We start from the raw sequence: 17201 nt of genomic DNA, 5'->3' as shown, positions 1-17201 counted from the left end.
AAGGGCCGGGATGCCGACGCAGGGGTGGAAGCGGGTGCGCGGGCGGGGGCCGAAGCCGCACCGGGAGGGGCCCGGCCGGGCGCGGGCGCTCGGCCTGGGGGCGTTCGCGGCGGCGCTGTGGCTCGTCGGCGGCGCACTGCTCACCGCGCCCCCGGCGCGGGCCGCCACCGCAGGCGGCGACCGCTGTACGGGCCGGCTGGCCAAGGCGGTGCCGTTCCCGGCGGGCGAGGGCGAGCTGCGCGTGTACAAGAGCCGCGCCCGGGTCTGCGCCGTGACCGTCGCCTCACGCCCGGGCGAGCGCCGCCGGATGGCGGTGAGCGTTCAGCCGCGTGGCGGTGTCCCCGTCGCCGATGCGGGGCGCTTCACCCGTTACGCGGGCCCGGTCACCGTCGGCGCGATCAGCCGGTGCGTGTATGTAAGGGGGAACGTAGCGGCCGGATCGGCCGATTCCGGCTGGATCCTGTGCTGACGACTTCCCCGCGGCCCAACTTGGTCTGTTCAGAGGCGCGTTGGCCCCGCTAGGTTCACGGCGACCGAAGTGAACGCAAGGGGAGGGCGAATGCGCAAGACGCTCGGATGGCTGCTGTCGCTCGTGGTGCTCATCGGCACCACGGGTGCGGCCGGCGCCACCGCACAAGCGGCCGACGCCACGGAACAAGCGGCCACCGCCGCACGGCCGGCCGCCGCCGCGGACATCAAGGACCAGATCCTCGGCATCCCGGGGATGAGCCTGATCGAGGAGAAGCCGTACCCGGGATACCGCTTCTTCGTGCTCGCCTACGAGCAGCCGATCGACCACCGTCAGCCCTCCAAGGGGACCTTCAAGCAGCGCCTGACCCTGCTGCACAAGGACACCTCCCGGCCCACGGTCTTCTACACCTCCGGCTACAACGTCAACACCAGCCCGCGCCGCAGCGAGCCGACGGCCATCGTCGACGGCAACCAGGTGTCCTTGGAGTATCGATTCTTCACACCCTCCCGGCCCGACCCCGCCAACTGGTCGGACCTGGACATCTGGCAGGCCGCCAGCGACCAGCACCGCCTCTTCACCGCCCTCAAGAAGATCTACAGCAAGAACTGGATCGCCACGGGCGGCAGCAAGGGCGGTATGACGGCGACGTACTACGAGCGCTTCTACCCGCGTGACATGGACGGCGTCGTCGCCTACGTCGCGCCGAACGACGTCAACAACAAGGAGGACTCGGCCTACGACCGGTTCCTCGCCAAGGTCGGCACCAAGGAGTGCCGCGACAAGCTGAACGCCGTCCAGCGCGAGGCGCTCGTCCGCCGCGAGCCGCTGGAGGCCAAGTACGCGGCCGCCGCCGCCGAGAACGGCTGGACCTTCACCACCGTCGGCGACCTCGACAAGGCGTACGAGGCCGTCGTGCTGGACTACACGTGGGCCTTCTGGCAGTACAGCCTGCTCGCCGACTGCGCCGGCATCCCGGCCGCGGCGACCGCCTCCGACCAGGAGATCTGGGACACCGTCGACACCATCTCCGGCTTCTCGGCCTACACCGACCAGGGCCTGCAGACGTACACGCCGTACTACTACCAGGCCGGAACCCAGCTCGGTTCGCCCGACATCAAGCAGCCGCACCTCAAGGGGCTGACCCGCTACGGCTACCAGCCGCCGCGCGACTTCGTGCCGCGTGACATCCCGATGACCTTCCAGCCGGGCGTCATGGCCGACGTCGACGCCTGGGTGCGGGCCCACGCCGAGCGGATGCTGTTCGTGTACGGGCAGAACGACCCGTGGGGCGCCGAACCGTTCCACCTCGGCTACGGGGTGAAGGACAGCTACGTGATGATCGCCCCGGGTGCCAACCACGGGGCCAACGTCGCCAAGCTCCAGGACGGCGAGCGGAACCTCGCGACCGCGAGGATCCTCCAGTGGGCCGGGGTGGCGCCGGCCGCCGCCCTCACCGACGCGGGGCGGGCGACGCCGCTGGCGAAGCCGGACCCGCAGCTCGACCGCCAGGACCTGCCGCGCGAGGCGCAGCTGCGTCCGTAGCCCCCGGGCCCGTGGCTCCGGAGCAGCAGGGCCGCGGGCCCGGCGTACGACTCGGCGAAGCCTCAGTCGTACGCCAGCCCGTGGCCCAGCGGGTAGCGGCCCGGCACCGGGACCGGGAGGCGGCCGGCGGGCCGCCGCTCACCGGTGATCACCCGGGCCGCCGCCCGCATCTCCACGTCCGTCCAGGAGTACGTGGCCAGTTCCGCGGCGCACTCCGGCAGCCGGGCGGCGTCGTACGGGTTGCGGATCGCGACCGCCACCACCGGCACCCCGGTGGCCAGCAGGTCCGCCACCAGCTTCCGCTGCGGGCTCTCGCCCTCCGGGACGTTGTACGTGCACACCACCACCGCTGCGTGGCCGGACGCCGCCGTCACCGCTCCCTCGGCCGCGACCGCCGAGGCCCGGCAGCCCAGGGCCGTCAGCTCCCGCGCCAGTACCTCCGCAGGGGGCCCGGTGGTACCGCTGGGGGAGGGCGGGGCGGCGCCCGTCACCAGCACCCGGGGCGCGGCAGCCGTGTCCAGCGGCAGTACCCCGGCGGGGTTGGCCAGCAGGGTCGTCGTGCCGGCCGCGATCTCGTCCGCGGCCGCCAGGTGGCCGGACACCCCGACGACGTCCGCCAGTTCGGGCCCCGCGGTGTAGGGGGCGGCGAACAGGCCCCGGCGCGCCTTGAGTTCGAGGATCCGCAGCACCGATTCCTCGATCCGAGCCACGGTCAGCTCGCCCGACTCGACGGCCCCCAGCACGCTGCGGTACGCCAGCGCCAGGTCCGGCGGGTTCAGCAGCTGGTCGCAGCCCGCCTTGAGGGCCAGCACGGGTACCCGGTCGTTGCCGTACTTCTGGCGGACGCCGGCCATGTCCAGGGCGTCGGTGACCACCACGCCGCCGAAGCCGAGGCGGTCGCGCAGGATGCCGGTCACGATCGGCCGTGAGAGGGTCGCCGGGTCCCCCGAGGGGTCGAGCGCGGGGAAGACGATGTGCGCCGTCATGACCGCGTCCACACCCGCCGCGACGGCCGCCCGGAACGGCGGCTCGTCCAGCTCCTCCCACTGGGCGCGGGTGTGCCGCATCACCGGCAGTCCGACGTGGCTGTCGGTCTCGGTGTCGCCGTGTCCGGGGAAGTGCTTGGCGGTGGCGGCCACCCCCGCGCCCTGGTAGCCGCGCACCTGGGCGGCGACCAGCGCCGCCACCGCCTTCGGGTCGGCGCCGAAGGACCGTACGCCGATCACCGGGTTCGCCGGGTTCACGTTCACGTCCGCGACCGGCGCGTAGTCCTGCCGGATGCCCATCGCGGCCAGTTCCGCGCCGGAGATCCGCGCGGCCCGGCGTGCCTCGGCGGTCGAACCCGTCGCGCGGTGGGCGGCGCCGAGCGCCATCGCCCCCGGCAGCAGGGTCGCGGGCTTGCCGATGCGGGCGACGGCGCCGTGCTCCTGGTCCGTGGACAGCAGCAGCGGGATGCCGGCGCCCGAGCCGGCCGCCGCCTGCTGGAGGCCCTGGGACAGGGCGGCGATCTGCTGCGGGGTGCGGGTGTTGTGGGCCCACGCGAAGTAGATGACCCCGCCCAGGTGGTAGCGGGCGACGAGTTCGGCGGCGGTGCGCACCCCGAACTGTGCGAGGTTCACCTCCGCGTCCGCCGCGTCGGGCTCGCTCGCCGAGTGCCCGTACGCCCGGGACACGAACAGCTGCCCGACCTTCTCGGGGAGGCTCATCCCGGCCACCAGCCGGCGCAGCTCCGCCCGGTCGGGGTAGCGCCCCGGCCGGCCGCCGGGCCCGGAGTCGGAGGGGCGCGGGTCATCGGGGGCGCCGTCGGGGGAGCCGTTCGGGGCGCTGCGGACGTCCGAGGCGGAGGAGGCCGCTCCGGTGGCCGTGACGGCGGCCAGGGCGGCCGCGGTGAGCAGGGTCCGGCGGGAGGCGTGGTTCGGCACGCGCCGGACCCTACTGCCGGGCTGCCTCCCCGGAGCCACGGACACTCGCGCTGTCCCCCGGAAGTGGCCCTTCGGGAGCAGTCGCCGCACCCAGGGCCCGGGCCGTCCAGTGCGCCCGGAGGGTACGGACCGCCGCGGTGATCGCCGGGCGGCGGGCCGCGCCCGTGCGCCACAGCGCGTACAGCCGGCGGACCGGCCCCGGCTCCAGCGGTACGGCCACTGCCCCCGGGGGCAGCGCGCCCGTGCCCAGGCGCGGTACGACCGCCACCCCCAGGCCCGCCGCCACCAGGGCGACGATGGTGTGGTTCTCCTCGGCGACGTGCGCGATGTCGGGCTCGTGCCCCGCCGTGCGCAGCGTCCGCACCAGCCAGTCGTGGCAGACCCGCCCCGGAGGCTGGCACACCCACCGCTCGCCGCCCAGATCCGTCCGGCGGATCACGGCCCGCGCGGTGAACGGGTGTCCGGCCGGTACGACCAGGTCGCAGTGGTCGTCCCCGATCACCGCCTGCTCGATGCCCTCGGGAGCCGGGAGGGGGGCGATGTCCCAATCGTGCGCCACCGCCAGATCGGTGACCCCGCGCGCCACGAGGTCCACCGACAGGTGCGGGTCGACCTCCGTCAGGCGGACGTCCAGCGCCGGATGCCGCGCGGCCAGCTCCGCCAGTACGCCCGGCAGCAGCCCGCGCGCCGCCGAGGCGAAGGCGGCCACCGTCAGCAGCCCGCTCGGCTGCCCGCGCCGCTCCTCCAGCGTCGTCTCGGCCCGCTCCACGATCGCCAGCAACTCCCTGGCGGTGTCGGCGAGGTGGCGGGCCTCCTCGGTGAGCGCGACCCCGCGCCCGCGCCGCTCCAGCAGCGTGGTGCGGGTCTCGCGCTCCAGTTTGGCGATCTGCTGCGAAACGGCCGAGGGGGTGTAACCGAGGGCGGCCGCCGCGCCCGCGACCGAACCGTGTACGGAGACGGCGTGCAGGGCGCGCAGCCGGGACAGGTCGAGCATGCCGCGATGGTAGCGCCGTCCGGCCATGACACGTAAGCGTTGCTTCATCCATCACGGAAGAGATCCGCGCTGGTGCTACATGGTCCGGCCGTCGATGCTCTGAGCATGCGTCCTGTACACACCGCTCTCGCCGTACTCGTCACCGCCGTCTGGGGCTTCAACTTCGTCGTCATCGAGATCGGCCTCGGCCACTTCCCGCCGCTGCTCCTGTCCGCCCTGCGGTTCCTCGTCGCCGCCCTGCCCGCCGTGTTCTTCGTCGGCAGGCCCAAGGTGGCCTGGAAGTGGATCGTCGGCGTCGCGGTGGCCCTGGGCATCGCCAAGTTCGGCCTGCTGTTCACCGGCATGGCCGCCGGGATGCCCGCCGGGCTGTCCTCGCTCGTCCTCCAGGTCCAGGCCGTCTTCACCGCCGTCCTCGCCGCCCTCGTGCTCCGTGAGCGGCCCGGCCCGCTGCGGGTGCTCGGCATGGGGGTGGCGCTCGCCGGGATCGCGGTCGCCGCCGTGGACGAGGGCGCCTCCGGGCCGGTCGCCAGCTTCGCGCTCGTCGTGGCGGCGGCCGCCTGCTGGGGCGTGTCCAACGTGCTGACCCGCAAGGCCGCCCCGCCCGACGCGCTGAACTTCATGGTGTGGGTGTGCACCGTCCCGGTGCTGCCGCTGATCGCACTGTCGCTGCTGCTGGAGGGCCCCGAACGGGACCTGGCCGCGCTGCGCGCCCTGGACTGGTCCGGGGTCGCCGTCATCGGGTACGTCGCCTGGGTCTCGACGGTGTTCGGCTTCGGCGCCTGGGGCTACCTGCTGCGCCGCTACCCGGCGTCCGCCGTGGCGCCGTTCTCGCTGCTGGTCCCGGTGTTCGGCATGTCCTCCGCCGCGCTGGTGCTCGGCGAGGGCGTCTCGGGCCTGCGCTGGCTGGCCGCCGCGCTGCTCGTCGGCGGGGTGGGCCTGACGTCGCTGGCCCCCGCGCGCACGAAGTCCCGTACGGCGGTGGCAGGACCGGCGGCCGCCGCCGCTGCCGCCGCTCCCGCCGCCGCTCCCGCCGCCGCTCCGTAAGGGCGGCTGCGCAGGTGGGGCGGCTACTTCTTCCCGCCGCCCAGGATCTGGCCGAGCACGTCGCCGAGGCCGCCGCCCGCCGAGGGGGCCGCGCCCGGTGCCGGGGCCGTGCCCGGTGAAGGGGCTCCGGCACCCTTGCCGGCCGCGCGCTTGGCGAAGACCGCCACCACCACCGGGATCAGCATCTCGACGACCCGGCTGACGGTGGCCACCGGGATGCCCGTCTTCTTCGAGACGGCGTTCGCGACGGGCCCGCTGACCTTGGCCAGCACCCCGGCCATCATCGAGCCGCCGAGCAGACCGCCGAGGCCGCCGCCCAGGGTGGACACACCCTGCAACGGGGCGCCCGCCCCGCCCGCCCCGCCCGCCCCGCCCACCTCGGCGACGGCCCGGCGTACCTCCTGGCCTTCGTCGTCATCGACGTCGGCCTTCTGCCGGAGGTCGCCGGTCATGGCGCCGACCGTGGTGCCGACCGCCTCGCGCGCGCCGCCCGCGTCGGTGCCGAGCAGACCGGCGATCTCGGCCAGCCCGTCGTCGCCGAGCTCGTGCAGCACGTCGTCCTGGAAGGAGGGTTCACTCATGCCGGAAACGCTACGTGCGACCCGGTTTGACGGCACCTCGGACGCGCCGGGCATCGTACGCCCGTACGACTTGAGTAATGGTGGAGTAAAGACCTGCCCCCGGCTGCAACCCCCGGCGGCGCCGGCGGGTCGTAAGGAGCGTCGGCGCTTCCGGGAGGGGATCTGGGGGGATCGGGAAGTCCGGCACGGGAGGGGTAACCGTGAGGGGGTCCGGCCGGAAGGCCGGGCCCCCTTCGGTTTGTCCACAGGCGCGGCGCCCTGTCGGCGGCGGCCGGTACTTTCTTGGCATGACGAGCAACGGGGCAGTGCAACTTGCCGTGGTGGAGGGGGTGCTGGAACGCATCACCTACGCCAACGAGGAGAGCGGCTACACCGTCGCCCGGGTCGACACCGGCCGGGGTGCCGGCGACCTGCTGACCGTCGTCGGATCCCTGCTCGGCGCACAGCCCGGCGAGTCGCTGCGCATGGAGGGCCGCTGGGGCTCCCACCCCCAGTACGGCAAGCAGTTCAGCGTCGAGAACTACTCCACGATCCTGCCCGCCACCATCCAGGGCATCCGGCGTTACCTCGGCTCCGGCCTCATCAAGGGCATCGGCCCGAAGATCGCCGAGCGCATCGTCGACCACTTCGGAACCGACACCCTCGATGTGATCGAGGGCGAACCGAAGCGGCTGATCGAGGTCCCCGGCCTGGGACCCAAGCGGACCAAGCTGATCGGCGCCGCCTGGGAGGAGCAGAAGGCCATCAAGGAGGTCATGGTCTTCCTCCAGGGCGTCGGCGTCTCCACCTCCATCGCGGTCCGCATCTACAAGAAGTACGGGGACGCCTCCATCTCCGTGGTCCGCAACCAGCCCTACCGGCTCGCCGCCGACGTCTGGGGCATCGGCTTCCTCACCGCCGACCGCATCGCCCAGGCCGTCGGCATCCCGCACGACAGCCCCGAACGGGTCAAGGCCGGGCTCCAGTACGCCCTGTCCCAGTCCACCGACCAGGGCCACTGCTTCCTCCCGGAGGAACGGCTGATCGCCGACGGGGTCAAGCTGCTCCAGGTGGACACCGGGCTGGTCATCGAGTGCCTGGCGGAACTGGCCGCCGACCCGGAGGGGGTCGTCCGCGAGTCCGTGCCCGATCCGCAGGGCGGCCCGCCGCTCACCGCCGTGTACCTGGTCCCCTTCCACCGGGCCGAGCTGTCGCTGGTCGGCCAGGTCCGGCGGTTGCTGAACGCCGAGGAGGACCGGATGCCCGGCTTCCAGGACGTGGACTGGGACAAGGCGCTGGACTGGCTGGCCGGCCGCACCGGTGCCAAACTCGCCCCGGAGCAGCGCGACGCGGTGCAACTGGCCCTCACCCGCCGGGTCGCCGTCCTCACGGGCGGCCCCGGCTGCGGCAAGTCCTTCACCGTGCGCTCGATCGTGGAACTGGCCCGGGCCAAGAAGGCCAAGGTGGTGCTGGCCGCGCCCACGGGCCGGGCCGCGAAGCGGCTCTCGGAGCTGACCGGCGCCGACGCCTCGACCGTGCACCGGCTGCTGGAGCTCAAGCCCGGCGGGGACGCGGCCTACGACCGGGACCGGCCCTTGGAGGCGGATCTCGTCGTGGTGGACGAAGCCTCGATGCTGGATCTGCTGCTGGCGAACAAACTGGTGAAGGCGGTGGCCCCGGGCGCGCACCTGCTGCTGGTCGGGGACGTGGACCAGCTGCCGTCCGTGGGCGCGGGCGAGGTGCTCCGGGACCTGCTCGCCGAGGACGGACCGGTGCCCGCCGTGCGGCTGACGAGGATCTTCCGCCAGGCCCAGCAGTCGGGCGTGGTCACCAACGCCCACCGGATCAACACCGGTGTGCCGCCCATCACCGACGGGCTGCCGGACTTCTTCCTCTTCCCCGAGGAGGACACCGAGGAGGCCGGCCGGCTCACCGTGGACGTGGCCGCACGGCGGATTCCGGCCAGATTCGGCCTCGACCCGCGCCGCGACATCCAGGTGCTCGCGCCGATGCACCGGGGCCCCGCCGGGGCCGGCCATCTCAACGGCCTGCTCCAGCAGGCGGTCACCCCCGCCCGCCCCGGCCTGCCCGAGAAGCGGTTCGGCGGCCGCGTCTTCCGGGTGGGCGACAAGGTGACCCAGATCCGGAACAACTACGAGAAGGGCGCCAACGGGGTCTTCAACGGCACCGTCGGTGTGGTCACCGGCCTTGACCTGGACGAACAGCGTCTGACGGTGCGCACGGAGGAGGACGAGGAGGTCGCTTACGAGTTCTCCGAGCTCGACGAGCTGGCCCACGCCTACGCCGTCACCATCCACCGCTCCCAGGGGAGCGAATATCCGGCCGTCGTGATCCCCGTCACGACCGGTGCTTGGATGATGCTCCAGCGGAACCTGCTCTACACGGCCGTGACCAGGGCGAAGAAACTGGTCGTTCTGGTCGGGTCACGCAGGGCGCTCGGCCAGGCGGTGCGTACCGTTTCCGCAGGCAGGAGGTACACGGCGGTCGCCCCCAGGCTGTCCGGCCGGATACCGGTGGGAAACATCACCTAAATGATCGATCATTTTGGGTTCCGCGTGGTGCGCCCAGGGGGCAGGATGTTCAGGTTGGCGGCACTCAGTGCCGTCGAATGCACCAAAGGCCGACCCCGAGTGCACTCTCCTGCGCCAAATGGGGGAAGGTAGAGGCAGTCAGGGCACCTCGAAGAAGAGGCACTACGTCGGTGAGGGATGACGTGAGCGACAACTCTGTAGTACTCCGGTACGCGGACGGTGAATACACCTACCCGGTGGTCGACAGCACCGTCGGTGACCAGGGCTTCGACATCTCGAAGCTGCGGGCCCAGACCGGGCTCGTCACCTTGGACAGTGGCTACGGCAACACCGCCGCCTACAAGTCCGCGATTACCTACCTCGACGGCGAGCAGGGGATCCTGCGCTACCGCGGCTACCCGATCGAGCAGCTGGCCGAGCGTTCGACCTTCATCGAGGTCGCCTACCTGCTGATCAACGGGGAGCTGCCGACCGTCGACCAGCTCGCGTCGTTCCGCAACGAGATCACCCAGCACACGCTGCTGCACGAGGACGTCAAGCGGTTCTACGACGGCTTCCCGCGCGACGCGCACCCGATGGCCATGCTGTCCTCCGTGGTCAGCGCGCTGTCGACGTTCTACCAGGACAGCCACAACCCGTTCGACGAGAAGCAGCGCCACCTCTCGACGATCCGCCTGCTGGCCAAGCTCCCGACGATCGCGGCGTACGCGTACAAGAAGTCCGTCGGCCACCCGGTGGTCTACCCGCGCAACGACCTCGGCTACGTCGAGAACTTCCTGCGCATGACCTTCTCCGTGCCGGCCCAGGAGTACGACCTGGACCCGGTCGTGGTCTCCGCGCTCGACAAGCTGCTCATCCTGCACGCGGACCACGAGCAGAACTGCTCGACCTCCACCGTGCGTCTGGTCGGCTCCTCGCAGGCGAACATGTTCGCCTCGATCTCCGCCGGCATCTCGGCCCTGTGGGGCCCCCTGCACGGCGGCGCCAACCAGTCGGTGCTGGAGATGCTGGAAGGCATCAAGAACGACGGCGGCGACGTCGACGCCTTCATCCGCAAGGTGAAGAACAAGGAAGACGGCGTCCGCCTCATGGGCTTCGGACACCGCGTCTACAAGAGCTTCGACCCCCGGGCGAAGATCATCAAGGCGGCGGCGCACGACGTCCTCTCGGCACTCGGCAAGAGCGACGAGCTGCTCGACATCGCGCTCAAGCTGGAAGAGCACGCGCTGGCCGACGAGTACTTCGTCTCGCGCAACCTCTACCCGAACGTGGACTTCTACACCGGTCTCATCTACCGGGCCATGGGCTTCCCGACCGAGATGTTCACCGTGCTCTTCGCGCTCGGCCGCCTTCCCGGCTGGATCGCCCAGTGGCACGAGATGATCAAGGAGCCCGGCTCCCGCATCGGCCGCCCGCGCCAGATCTACACCGGCGAGGTCCTGCGCGACTTCGTCCCGGTCGAGGCCCGCTGACCCGAGGCGCACGCAGCCGCAGAGCTCACGAAAAGCGCCCCGCCGCCGATCCCCCCACGGGTCGACGGTCGGGGCGCTTTCCTTTCCCCGGAACGGATTCCCCCCACGGGACCCGAGCCGGGGTGTCGGCGAGGAGTGCGGTTCCGATGCACTCCAACGGGGTTTCTGCCGGGACCCGTACGGGTCGGGAGGGCCGCTCAAAGCTCCCCGGGGTGCACGTGTCCCGGCCGGCTGATGCCCGGGACGTCCCCCAAGACCTCCCGCGAACGTCCCCCAAGACGTTCCTGGCATCACCCCATTAGACCCGGGCATCTGCCCGATGGTTACGTTCGAATCACTGTGATCTGCGTCTCCCGTGAAGGAGTTGTGTGCGCGGTGCGAAGGGGATCCTCTAGCGGAAGGACCGCAACCGCAGGCTGTTGGTCACCACGAACACAGAAGAAAAGGCCATCGCCGCACCGGCGATCATCGGGTTGAGCAGCCCTGACGCCGCCAGCGGCAGCGCGGCCAGGTTGTATCCGAACGCCCAGAAGAGGTTGCCCTTGATGGTGGCCAGGGTCCGGCGGGACAGGCGGATCGCGTCCGCGGCCACCCGAAGGTCGCCCCGTACGAGGGTCAGATCGCCCGCCTCGATGGCCGCGTCCGTGCCGGTGCCCATCGCCAGCCCCAGGTCCGCCTGGGCGAGGGCGGCCGCGTCGTTGACGCCGTCCCCGACCATGGCGACCGTCCGGCCCTCGGCCTGGAGGCGGCGCACGACCTCCACCTTCTCGTGCGGGAGCACCTCGGCGATCACCTCGTCGATGCCCACCTCGCGGGCCACGGTGTGCGCCGCGGCCCGGTTGTCACCCGTCAGCAGGACCGGGGTGAGGCCGAGTGCCCGCAGCCGCGCCACCGCCTCGGCGCTGGTCCCCTTCACCGCGTCGGCCACGCTCAGCACTCCGCGCACCTCCCCGTCCCAGGCGACCAGCACCGCGGTGCCGCCCGCGGCCTCGGCGGCCGCCATGGCCCCCGCCAGGGCGGCCGGCACGGCGGCGACGCCGCGCTCCGCCAGCAGCCGCTCCCGGCCCACCAGGACCGAGCGCCCCTCCACCACGCCCCGTACGCCCAGCCCGGCGAGGTTCTCGAAGCCCTCGGGGACCGGCAGCGTCCCCGCCCGCTCGGCGGCGCCCACCGCGACGGCCCGGGCGATGGGGTGCTCGGAGGCGTGCTCCAGGGAACCGGCCAGGCGCAGCAGCTCCGACTCGTCCACTCCCGGGGCCGGGTGCACCCCCGACAGGGTCATCGTGCCAGTGGTGACGGTGCCGGTCTTGTCCAGGACGACGGTGTCCACCCGGCGGGTCGACTCCAGCACCTCCGGTCCCTTGATCAGGATGCCGAGCTGCGCGCCCCGGCCGGTGCCGACCATCAGCGCGGTCGGCGTGGCCAGTCCCAGGGCGCAGGGGCAGGCGATGATCAGGACGGCCACGGCAGCGGTGAACGCCGCCGTGGGGTCGTCGGTGATCAGCAGCCAGGTCACCCAGGTCCCGAGGGAGAGCAGCAGGACGACGGGGACGAAGACGGCGGAGATCCGGTCGGCGAGGCGCTGCACCTGCGCCTTGCCGTTCTGCGCCTCCTCGACCAGCCGCGCGATCCGGGCCAGCCGGGTGTCCGTCCCGACCCGGGTCGCCTCGACGACGAGCCGCCCGGACGTGTTGACGGTCGCACCGGTCACGGCGTCGCCGACGCCGACGTCGAGGGGGACGGACTCGCCGGTCAGCAGGGACACGTCCACGGCGGAGGCGCCCTCCGTCACCGTGCCGTCGGTGGCGATCTTCTCGCCGGGCCGGACCACGAACCGGTCCCCGACGGCGAGCGCGCCCACCGGGACCCGCACCTCGCGGCCGGCCCGCAGGACGGTGACGTCCTTGGCTCCCAGCTCCAGCAGCGCCCTGAGGGCCGCGCCCGCCTTCCGCTTGGAGCGGGCCTCCAGGTAGCGGCCCAGCAGGATGAAGGTCACGACGCCGGAGGCGACCTCCAGGTAGAGGGCGTCGCCCGCCGACGAGGCGGTGAGGGCGAATTCGTGCCGCATCCCGGTCATACCGGCGTGGCCGAAGAACAGCGCCCACAGCGACCAGCCGAACGCGGCGAGCGTGCCCAGCGAGACCAGGGTGTCCATGGTGGCGGCGCCGTGCTTCACGTTCGTCCAGGCGGCCCGGTGGAAGGGCAGCGCGCCCCATACGGCGACGGGCGCGGCCAGGGTCAGCGACAGCCACTGCCAGTTGTCGAACTGGAGGGCCGGGACCATGGCCAGCACGACGACCGGCAGCGCCAGCACGGCGCTCACCAGCAGCCGTTGACGCAGCGCGGCGAGCTCCGGGCCGTCCGCGACCGCGTCCGCCGGGGCGCCGACGGGGGCTTCCGCGGCGGCTTCCGCGGCGGCCGGTTCCGGCGCGGGCGGCGGCGGGGGCTCCTCGGCGGTGTAGCCGGTCTTGACGACGGTCGCGATCAGGTCGGCCACCCGTACCTCACCGGAGTACGAGACCTTGGCCTTCTCGGTGGCGTAGTTCACCGTGGCGCTGACCCCGTCCATACGGTTCAGCTTCTTCTCGATGCGGGCGGCGCAGGAGGCGCACGTCATCCCGCCGATGGCAAGCTCGACTTCGGCCGCGCCGGCCACCGCCACCGGTCCCTCGTGCACTGCGCTGCCGCTCATTTCCGGGTCATCTCCGGTTCGTCTCCGGCTCAGGTGAAAGGCCGGGCCGTACGGGGCCGGCAGGGGCCGTCCCGTACGACCCGGCAGGGTCCTTCTACTGTTCCACGGACCTCAGGACCGGTCCGCCAGCTCGTACCCGGCCTCGTCCACAGCGGCGCGCACGGCGTCCTCCTGGAGCGGGGCGGCCGAGACCACCGTGACCTCACCGGTCGCGGCGACGGCCTTGACCGAAGTCACACCCGGCAGCGCCGAGATCTCGGCGGTCACCGCGCCCTCGCAGTGCCCGCAGGTCATGCCGGTCACCTGGTAGACGGTGGTGGTCCGGGTGTCCGTCTCGGTGCTCATGTCGTTCTCCTCTGTGCGGGCGGGTCGGTCGCGGGCCGGCGGCGTCTTCACACCATCCTCCCCGGTCACCGCCAAGTGTACCCCTAGGGGGTATTCCACCCACCGTTGTTCAGCCGTCGCGGCGACCTCGGTTGCCCGGGCGGCGGGCCACCCAGGCGCGGATCGTATCGTCGTACCAATAGGGCTTCCCGTGCTCCACATGGTCGGGAGCCGGCAGCAGTCCGTGCTTGCGGTAGGAGCGCACGGTGTCCGGCTGGACCCGGATGTGGGCAGCGATCTCCTTGTACGACCACAGCTGTCGGTCGCTCATGCACGACACCTCCTTGTCCACGCCACTGGGGCCGGCCGGGAGGCCGTCGGGGGAGCCGGGGCGTGGGCGGACGATCACTCGGGTTGTGCCCGGAGAACGACGCTCGGTGACGTCAGGCGAGTGCCTGTCGACCGTCTGTGACGGAAGGCCCGCGAAACGCGGACATGCGTGACACGGCAGCGACTTCCGTGACGGAAGTGGCACCCGTGTCCGGCGGCCGGGGCGCCGGCCCGCTATCGGTAGAGCGCGGGCCGTTCCACCAGCTCAACGGGCGTCCGGACACCGCTGCGGGCGGCGGTGATCCCCGCCTCGGAGACGACCGCGGCCGCGTAGCCGTCCCATACGTCGGGCCCGTCGATCCGCCCCCGCGCGGCCGCCGCCACCCACCGCCGCACCTGCCGGTCGTAGGCGTCGGCGAACCGGGTCAGGAAGTCCTGGGCGATCTCCCCGCCCCACCGGCCCGCCGACTGGACGACCATCGCCTGGGCGTCCCCGATCCGGGCGCTGCCCGACTCCCCGACCGCCTCGCACTGCACCTGGTAGCCGAAACCGCAGTTGACGAAGATCTCCACGTCGACGATGGCCCCGCCGGAGGTCTCCAGCAGCACGAAACGGGGATCGCCCAGTCCCTCGGGCGCGGCCGCGGAAGGGGTGGGGGACAGGACCGTCACCGCGGTGATCTCCTGCCCCAGCAGCCAGCGGGCGGCGTCGACTTCATGCACCACGGAATCGCTGATCAGCATGTCGCTGGTGAAGAATGAGGGGGAGGCCGCGTTGCGGTGGCGGCAGTGCAGGAACAGCGGCCGGCCGATCCCGCCCCCGTCCAGCAGCTCTTTCAGCCGCTCGTACTCGGCGTCGAAGCGCCGCATGAAGCCCACCTGGACCAGCCTGCGGCCCAGCCTCCGCTCGGCCTCCAGCACCCGCAGGGCTCCCGCCGGATCCGGCGTCAGCGGCTTCTCGCACAGCACCGGCAGCTCCCGCGCCAGGGCGTGCAGGAGAGCCTCCTCGTGGGCGGGCCCGGGCGAGGCGACCAGTACGGCGTCGACCCCGGGCGCGGCGACCGCCGCCACGGCGTCGCTGTGCGCGCTCACCCCGTCCAGGCCCGCCACGGCCTCCTTGGCGCGGTCCCCGTCCGGATCCGCAACGGCCACCACCCGCGCCCCGCCGACCGTCCGGCCGATCCGGCGGACGTGGTCGGCGCCCATCCTCCCGGCGCCGATGACGGCGATGCCGAGCGTGCTGGTCATGTGCAAATCCCCCTCGGGGTGTAGGCGGGTCAGCGGGCGCCGCAGGAGCGCAGGTAGGAGCGTGTCCGGAGGGCGATCGGCAGCGGCCGGTCCGGCGGGCACGGGTACATGTCCTGCTCGACGATGGCGAACAGGTCCACTCCGAGCCCCTGCGCGGCGGCCAGTACGGGCTCCAGCGCGGGCACCCCCGACGGCGGCTCGCACATCACCCCGCGCGCCACGGCCGGCCCGAACGGCACCTGCCCGGCGACGACTTCGGCCAGGATCCGCGGGTCCACCTGCTTGAGGTGCAGGTAGCCGATCCGCTCGCCGAACGTTTCGAGGGCCTGGACGCTGTCCCCGCCGCAGTACGCGTAGTGCCCGGTGTCCAGGCACAGCGAGACCAGTTCCGGGTCGGTGGCGTCGAGGAACCGGGCGACGTTCTCCGGGGTGTCGATGTGGGTGTCCGCGTGGGGGTGGACCACGATCCGCAGCCCGTACCGCTCGCGCACCTCCCGGCCCAGCCGCTCGGTCTGCGTGGTCAGTTCGCGCCAGCCAGACGCCGTCAGGGCCGGGTCCTCCAGCACCTCGCCGGTCTTGTCGTCGCGCCAGAACGAGGGGATGACCACGAGGTGCGCCGCCCCCATCGCCCGGGTGAGTTCCGCGATCCGCGACACGTGCTCCCAGGTCTGCTCCCACACGCCCGGCCCGTGATGGAGTCCGGTGAAGACGGTGCCCGCCGACACGCGCAGGCCGCGCTTGGCGGTCTCGTCGGCGAGACGGCCCGGATCGGTGGGCAGGTAGCCGTACGGGCCGAGCTCGATCCACTCGTACCCGGCGTCCGCGACCTCGTCCAGGAAACGCTCCCACGGCGTCTGGCGGGGATCGTCGGGAAACCAGACGCCCCACGAGTCCGGAGCGGAACCGACGCGGATACGGGTCAGCGCGGGTGGGGAGGACGGGGGAGTGGAAGGCGGGGTAGCGGAGGACGGCGAGGACGTCATGGCGGCCACCTTAGGGTGCGAGGCTCGAAAGGGGACGGGGAAGAGCAGTGGGAGAGGAAGTGGGAGCAGTGGCACCGGACAGCGGGGACGGGGACGGGTTCGACCCGGAGCGGACCACCGGGGACGGGGACGCGTTCGACCTGATCACGATGGGGCGCATCGGTGTGGATCTCTACCCGCTGAGAACCGGCGTACCGCTCGCCGAAGCGGACACCTTCGGCAAGTTCCTCGGCGGCTCCCCGACGAACGTCGCGGTCGCGGCGGCCCGCCTCGGCCGGCGGGTGGCCGTGATCACCCGGACCGGAGCCGACCCCTTCGGCGCGTACCTGCGCGCGGAGCTGCGCGGTTTCGGCGTCGACGACCGATGGGTGCGCGAGGTGGCCGCCTACCCGACGCCCGTCACCTTCTGCGAGGTCTTTCCGCCGGACGACTTCCCGCTGTACTTCTACCGCTTCCCCAAGGCACCCGACCTGGAGATCGCGGCCGATGAGATCGACGCCGGCGCGGTCCGGGCCGCCCGGGTGTTCTGGGTGACGGGTACGGGCCTGAGCGCGGAGCCGAGCCGGAGCGCCACCCTGGCCGCGCTCGAAGCCCGCTCGAAGTCCGGGACCACTGTCTTCGACCTCGACTGGCGGCCCATGCTGTGGAGCGACGAGCCGGGGCCCTGGTACGAGCGGGCGCTCGCCGGGGCGACGGTCGCCGTGGGCAACGCCGAGGAGTGCGCGATCGCCACGGGGGAACGGGAGCCGTACGCGGCGGCGCGGGCGCTGCTGGCCGCCGGGGTGGAACTGGCCGTCGTCAAACGCGGCCCGGCCGGTGTCCTCGCCGTCCACCGCGACGGGACGGCGGTCGAGGTGCCGCCGGTGCCGGTGGAGGTCGTCAACGGGCTCGGCGCGGGCGACGCCTTCGGTGGTGCGCTGTGCCACGGGCTGCTCGCGGGCTGGGACACGGAGCGGGTGCTGCGCTTCGCCAACGCGGCGGGCGCGATCGTCGCGTCCCGCCTGGCCTGCTCGACGGCGATGCCGTACGCGAAGGAGGTCGAGGAGGTGCTGGAACGGTGACGGTG

The 17201-nt window shown here is 72.6% G+C and carries 14 protein-coding genes; 6 read left to right on the top strand and 8 right to left on the bottom strand.

Annotation, left to right across the window (positions count from 1 at the left end; genetic code table 11):
• The first annotated feature begins 10 nt into the window (after nucleotides 1-10).
• On the top strand, nucleotides 11-469 hold the full coding sequence (locus tag IE207_RS03935) for a hypothetical protein (RefSeq protein ID WP_190182540.1): 459 nt from the start codon (nucleotides 11-13) through the stop codon (nucleotides 467-469).
• Nucleotides 470-559: 90 nt separating this feature from the next.
• Complete coding sequence (locus tag IE207_RS03930; RefSeq protein WP_190182539.1) at nucleotides 560-2014, top strand: S28 family serine protease; 1455 nt, start codon at nucleotides 560-562, stop codon at nucleotides 2012-2014.
• Between the two features lie 62 nt (nucleotides 2015-2076).
• On the opposite strand, the gene IE207_RS03925 is transcribed toward IE207_RS03930, so the two are convergent.
• Together IE207_RS03925 and IE207_RS03920 are read right to left on the bottom strand one after the other, a co-directional pair.
• The gene (locus IE207_RS03925) at nucleotides 2077-3936 is read right to left on the bottom strand and encodes a glycoside hydrolase family 3 protein (RefSeq protein WP_190182538.1); all 1860 of its coding nucleotides are present in this window, start codon (nucleotides 3934-3936) and stop codon (nucleotides 2077-2079) included.
• A gap of 10 nt (nucleotides 3937-3946) precedes the next feature.
• Complete coding sequence (locus tag IE207_RS03920) at nucleotides 3947-4930, bottom strand: LysR family transcriptional regulator (RefSeq protein WP_229873290.1); 984 nt, start codon at nucleotides 4928-4930, stop codon at nucleotides 3947-3949.
• Between the two features lie 105 nt (nucleotides 4931-5035).
• Between IE207_RS03920 and IE207_RS03915 the strand changes: the two genes are divergently transcribed.
• A complete protein-coding gene (locus IE207_RS03915) occupies nucleotides 5036-5974 on the top strand; it encodes an EamA family transporter (RefSeq protein ID WP_190182537.1) in 939 nt (312 codons plus the stop codon).
• Between the two features lie 23 nt (nucleotides 5975-5997).
• Here IE207_RS03915 and IE207_RS03910 read toward each other — a convergent pair whose 3' ends face one another.
• The gene (locus IE207_RS03910) at nucleotides 5998-6555 is read right to left on the bottom strand and encodes a DUF937 domain-containing protein (protein WP_190182536.1); all 558 of its coding nucleotides are present in this window, start codon (nucleotides 6553-6555) and stop codon (nucleotides 5998-6000) included.
• Nucleotides 6556-6842: 287 nt separating this feature from the next.
• Here IE207_RS03910 and recD2 point away from each other — a divergent pair, with 287 nt between their 5' ends.
• Together recD2 and IE207_RS03900 are read left to right on the top strand one after the other, a co-directional pair.
• The gene (recD2, locus tag IE207_RS03905; protein WP_190182535.1) at nucleotides 6843-9086 is read left to right on the top strand and encodes an SF1B family DNA helicase RecD2; all 2244 of its coding nucleotides are present in this window, start codon (nucleotides 6843-6845) and stop codon (nucleotides 9084-9086) included.
• Nucleotides 9087-9268: 182 nt separating this feature from the next.
• A complete protein-coding gene (locus IE207_RS03900) occupies nucleotides 9269-10558 on the top strand; it encodes a citrate synthase (protein ID WP_190182534.1) in 1290 nt (429 codons plus the stop codon).
• 391 nt (nucleotides 10559-10949) lie between these two features.
• On the opposite strand, the gene IE207_RS03895 is transcribed toward IE207_RS03900, so the two are convergent.
• The 5 genes from IE207_RS03895 to IE207_RS03875 form a co-directional block, all read right to left on the bottom strand.
• Complete coding sequence (locus tag IE207_RS03895) at nucleotides 10950-13250, bottom strand: heavy metal translocating P-type ATPase (RefSeq protein WP_190182533.1); 2301 nt, start codon at nucleotides 13248-13250, stop codon at nucleotides 10950-10952.
• Nucleotides 13251-13361: 111 nt separating this feature from the next.
• Nucleotides 13362-13595: a heavy-metal-associated domain-containing protein gene (locus IE207_RS03890; protein ID WP_190182532.1), complete on the bottom strand. Its 234-nt coding sequence runs from the start codon at nucleotides 13593-13595 to the stop codon at nucleotides 13362-13364.
• Between the two features lie 109 nt (nucleotides 13596-13704).
• Nucleotides 13705-13905 carry a helix-turn-helix transcriptional regulator gene (locus IE207_RS03885; protein WP_136216457.1) on the bottom strand — a complete coding sequence of 67 codons (201 nt, stop codon included), beginning with the start codon at nucleotides 13903-13905 and terminating at the stop codon, nucleotides 13705-13707.
• Nucleotides 13906-14138: 233 nt separating this feature from the next.
• Complete coding sequence (locus tag IE207_RS03880; protein ID WP_190182531.1) at nucleotides 14139-15152, bottom strand: Gfo/Idh/MocA family protein; 1014 nt, start codon at nucleotides 15150-15152, stop codon at nucleotides 14139-14141.
• A 29-nt stretch (nucleotides 15153-15181) separates the two neighbouring features.
• The gene (locus IE207_RS03875) at nucleotides 15182-16135 is read right to left on the bottom strand and encodes a sugar phosphate isomerase/epimerase family protein (protein ID WP_190182530.1); all 954 of its coding nucleotides are present in this window, start codon (nucleotides 16133-16135) and stop codon (nucleotides 15182-15184) included.
• A gap of 149 nt (nucleotides 16136-16284) precedes the next feature.
• Here IE207_RS03875 and iolC point away from each other — a divergent pair, with 149 nt between their 5' ends.
• Nucleotides 16285-17196 carry a 5-dehydro-2-deoxygluconokinase gene (iolC, locus tag IE207_RS03870; protein WP_190182785.1) on the top strand — a complete coding sequence of 304 codons (912 nt, stop codon included), beginning with the start codon at nucleotides 16285-16287 and terminating at the stop codon, nucleotides 17194-17196.
• Nucleotides 17197-17201: the final 5 nt, after the last annotated feature.

The organism is Streptomyces cirratus, assembly GCF_014650775.1.
GTDB lineage: Bacteria > Actinomycetota > Actinomycetes > Streptomycetales > Streptomycetaceae > Streptomyces > Streptomyces cirratus.
This window is presented reverse-complemented; position numbering and strand designations above follow the sequence as displayed.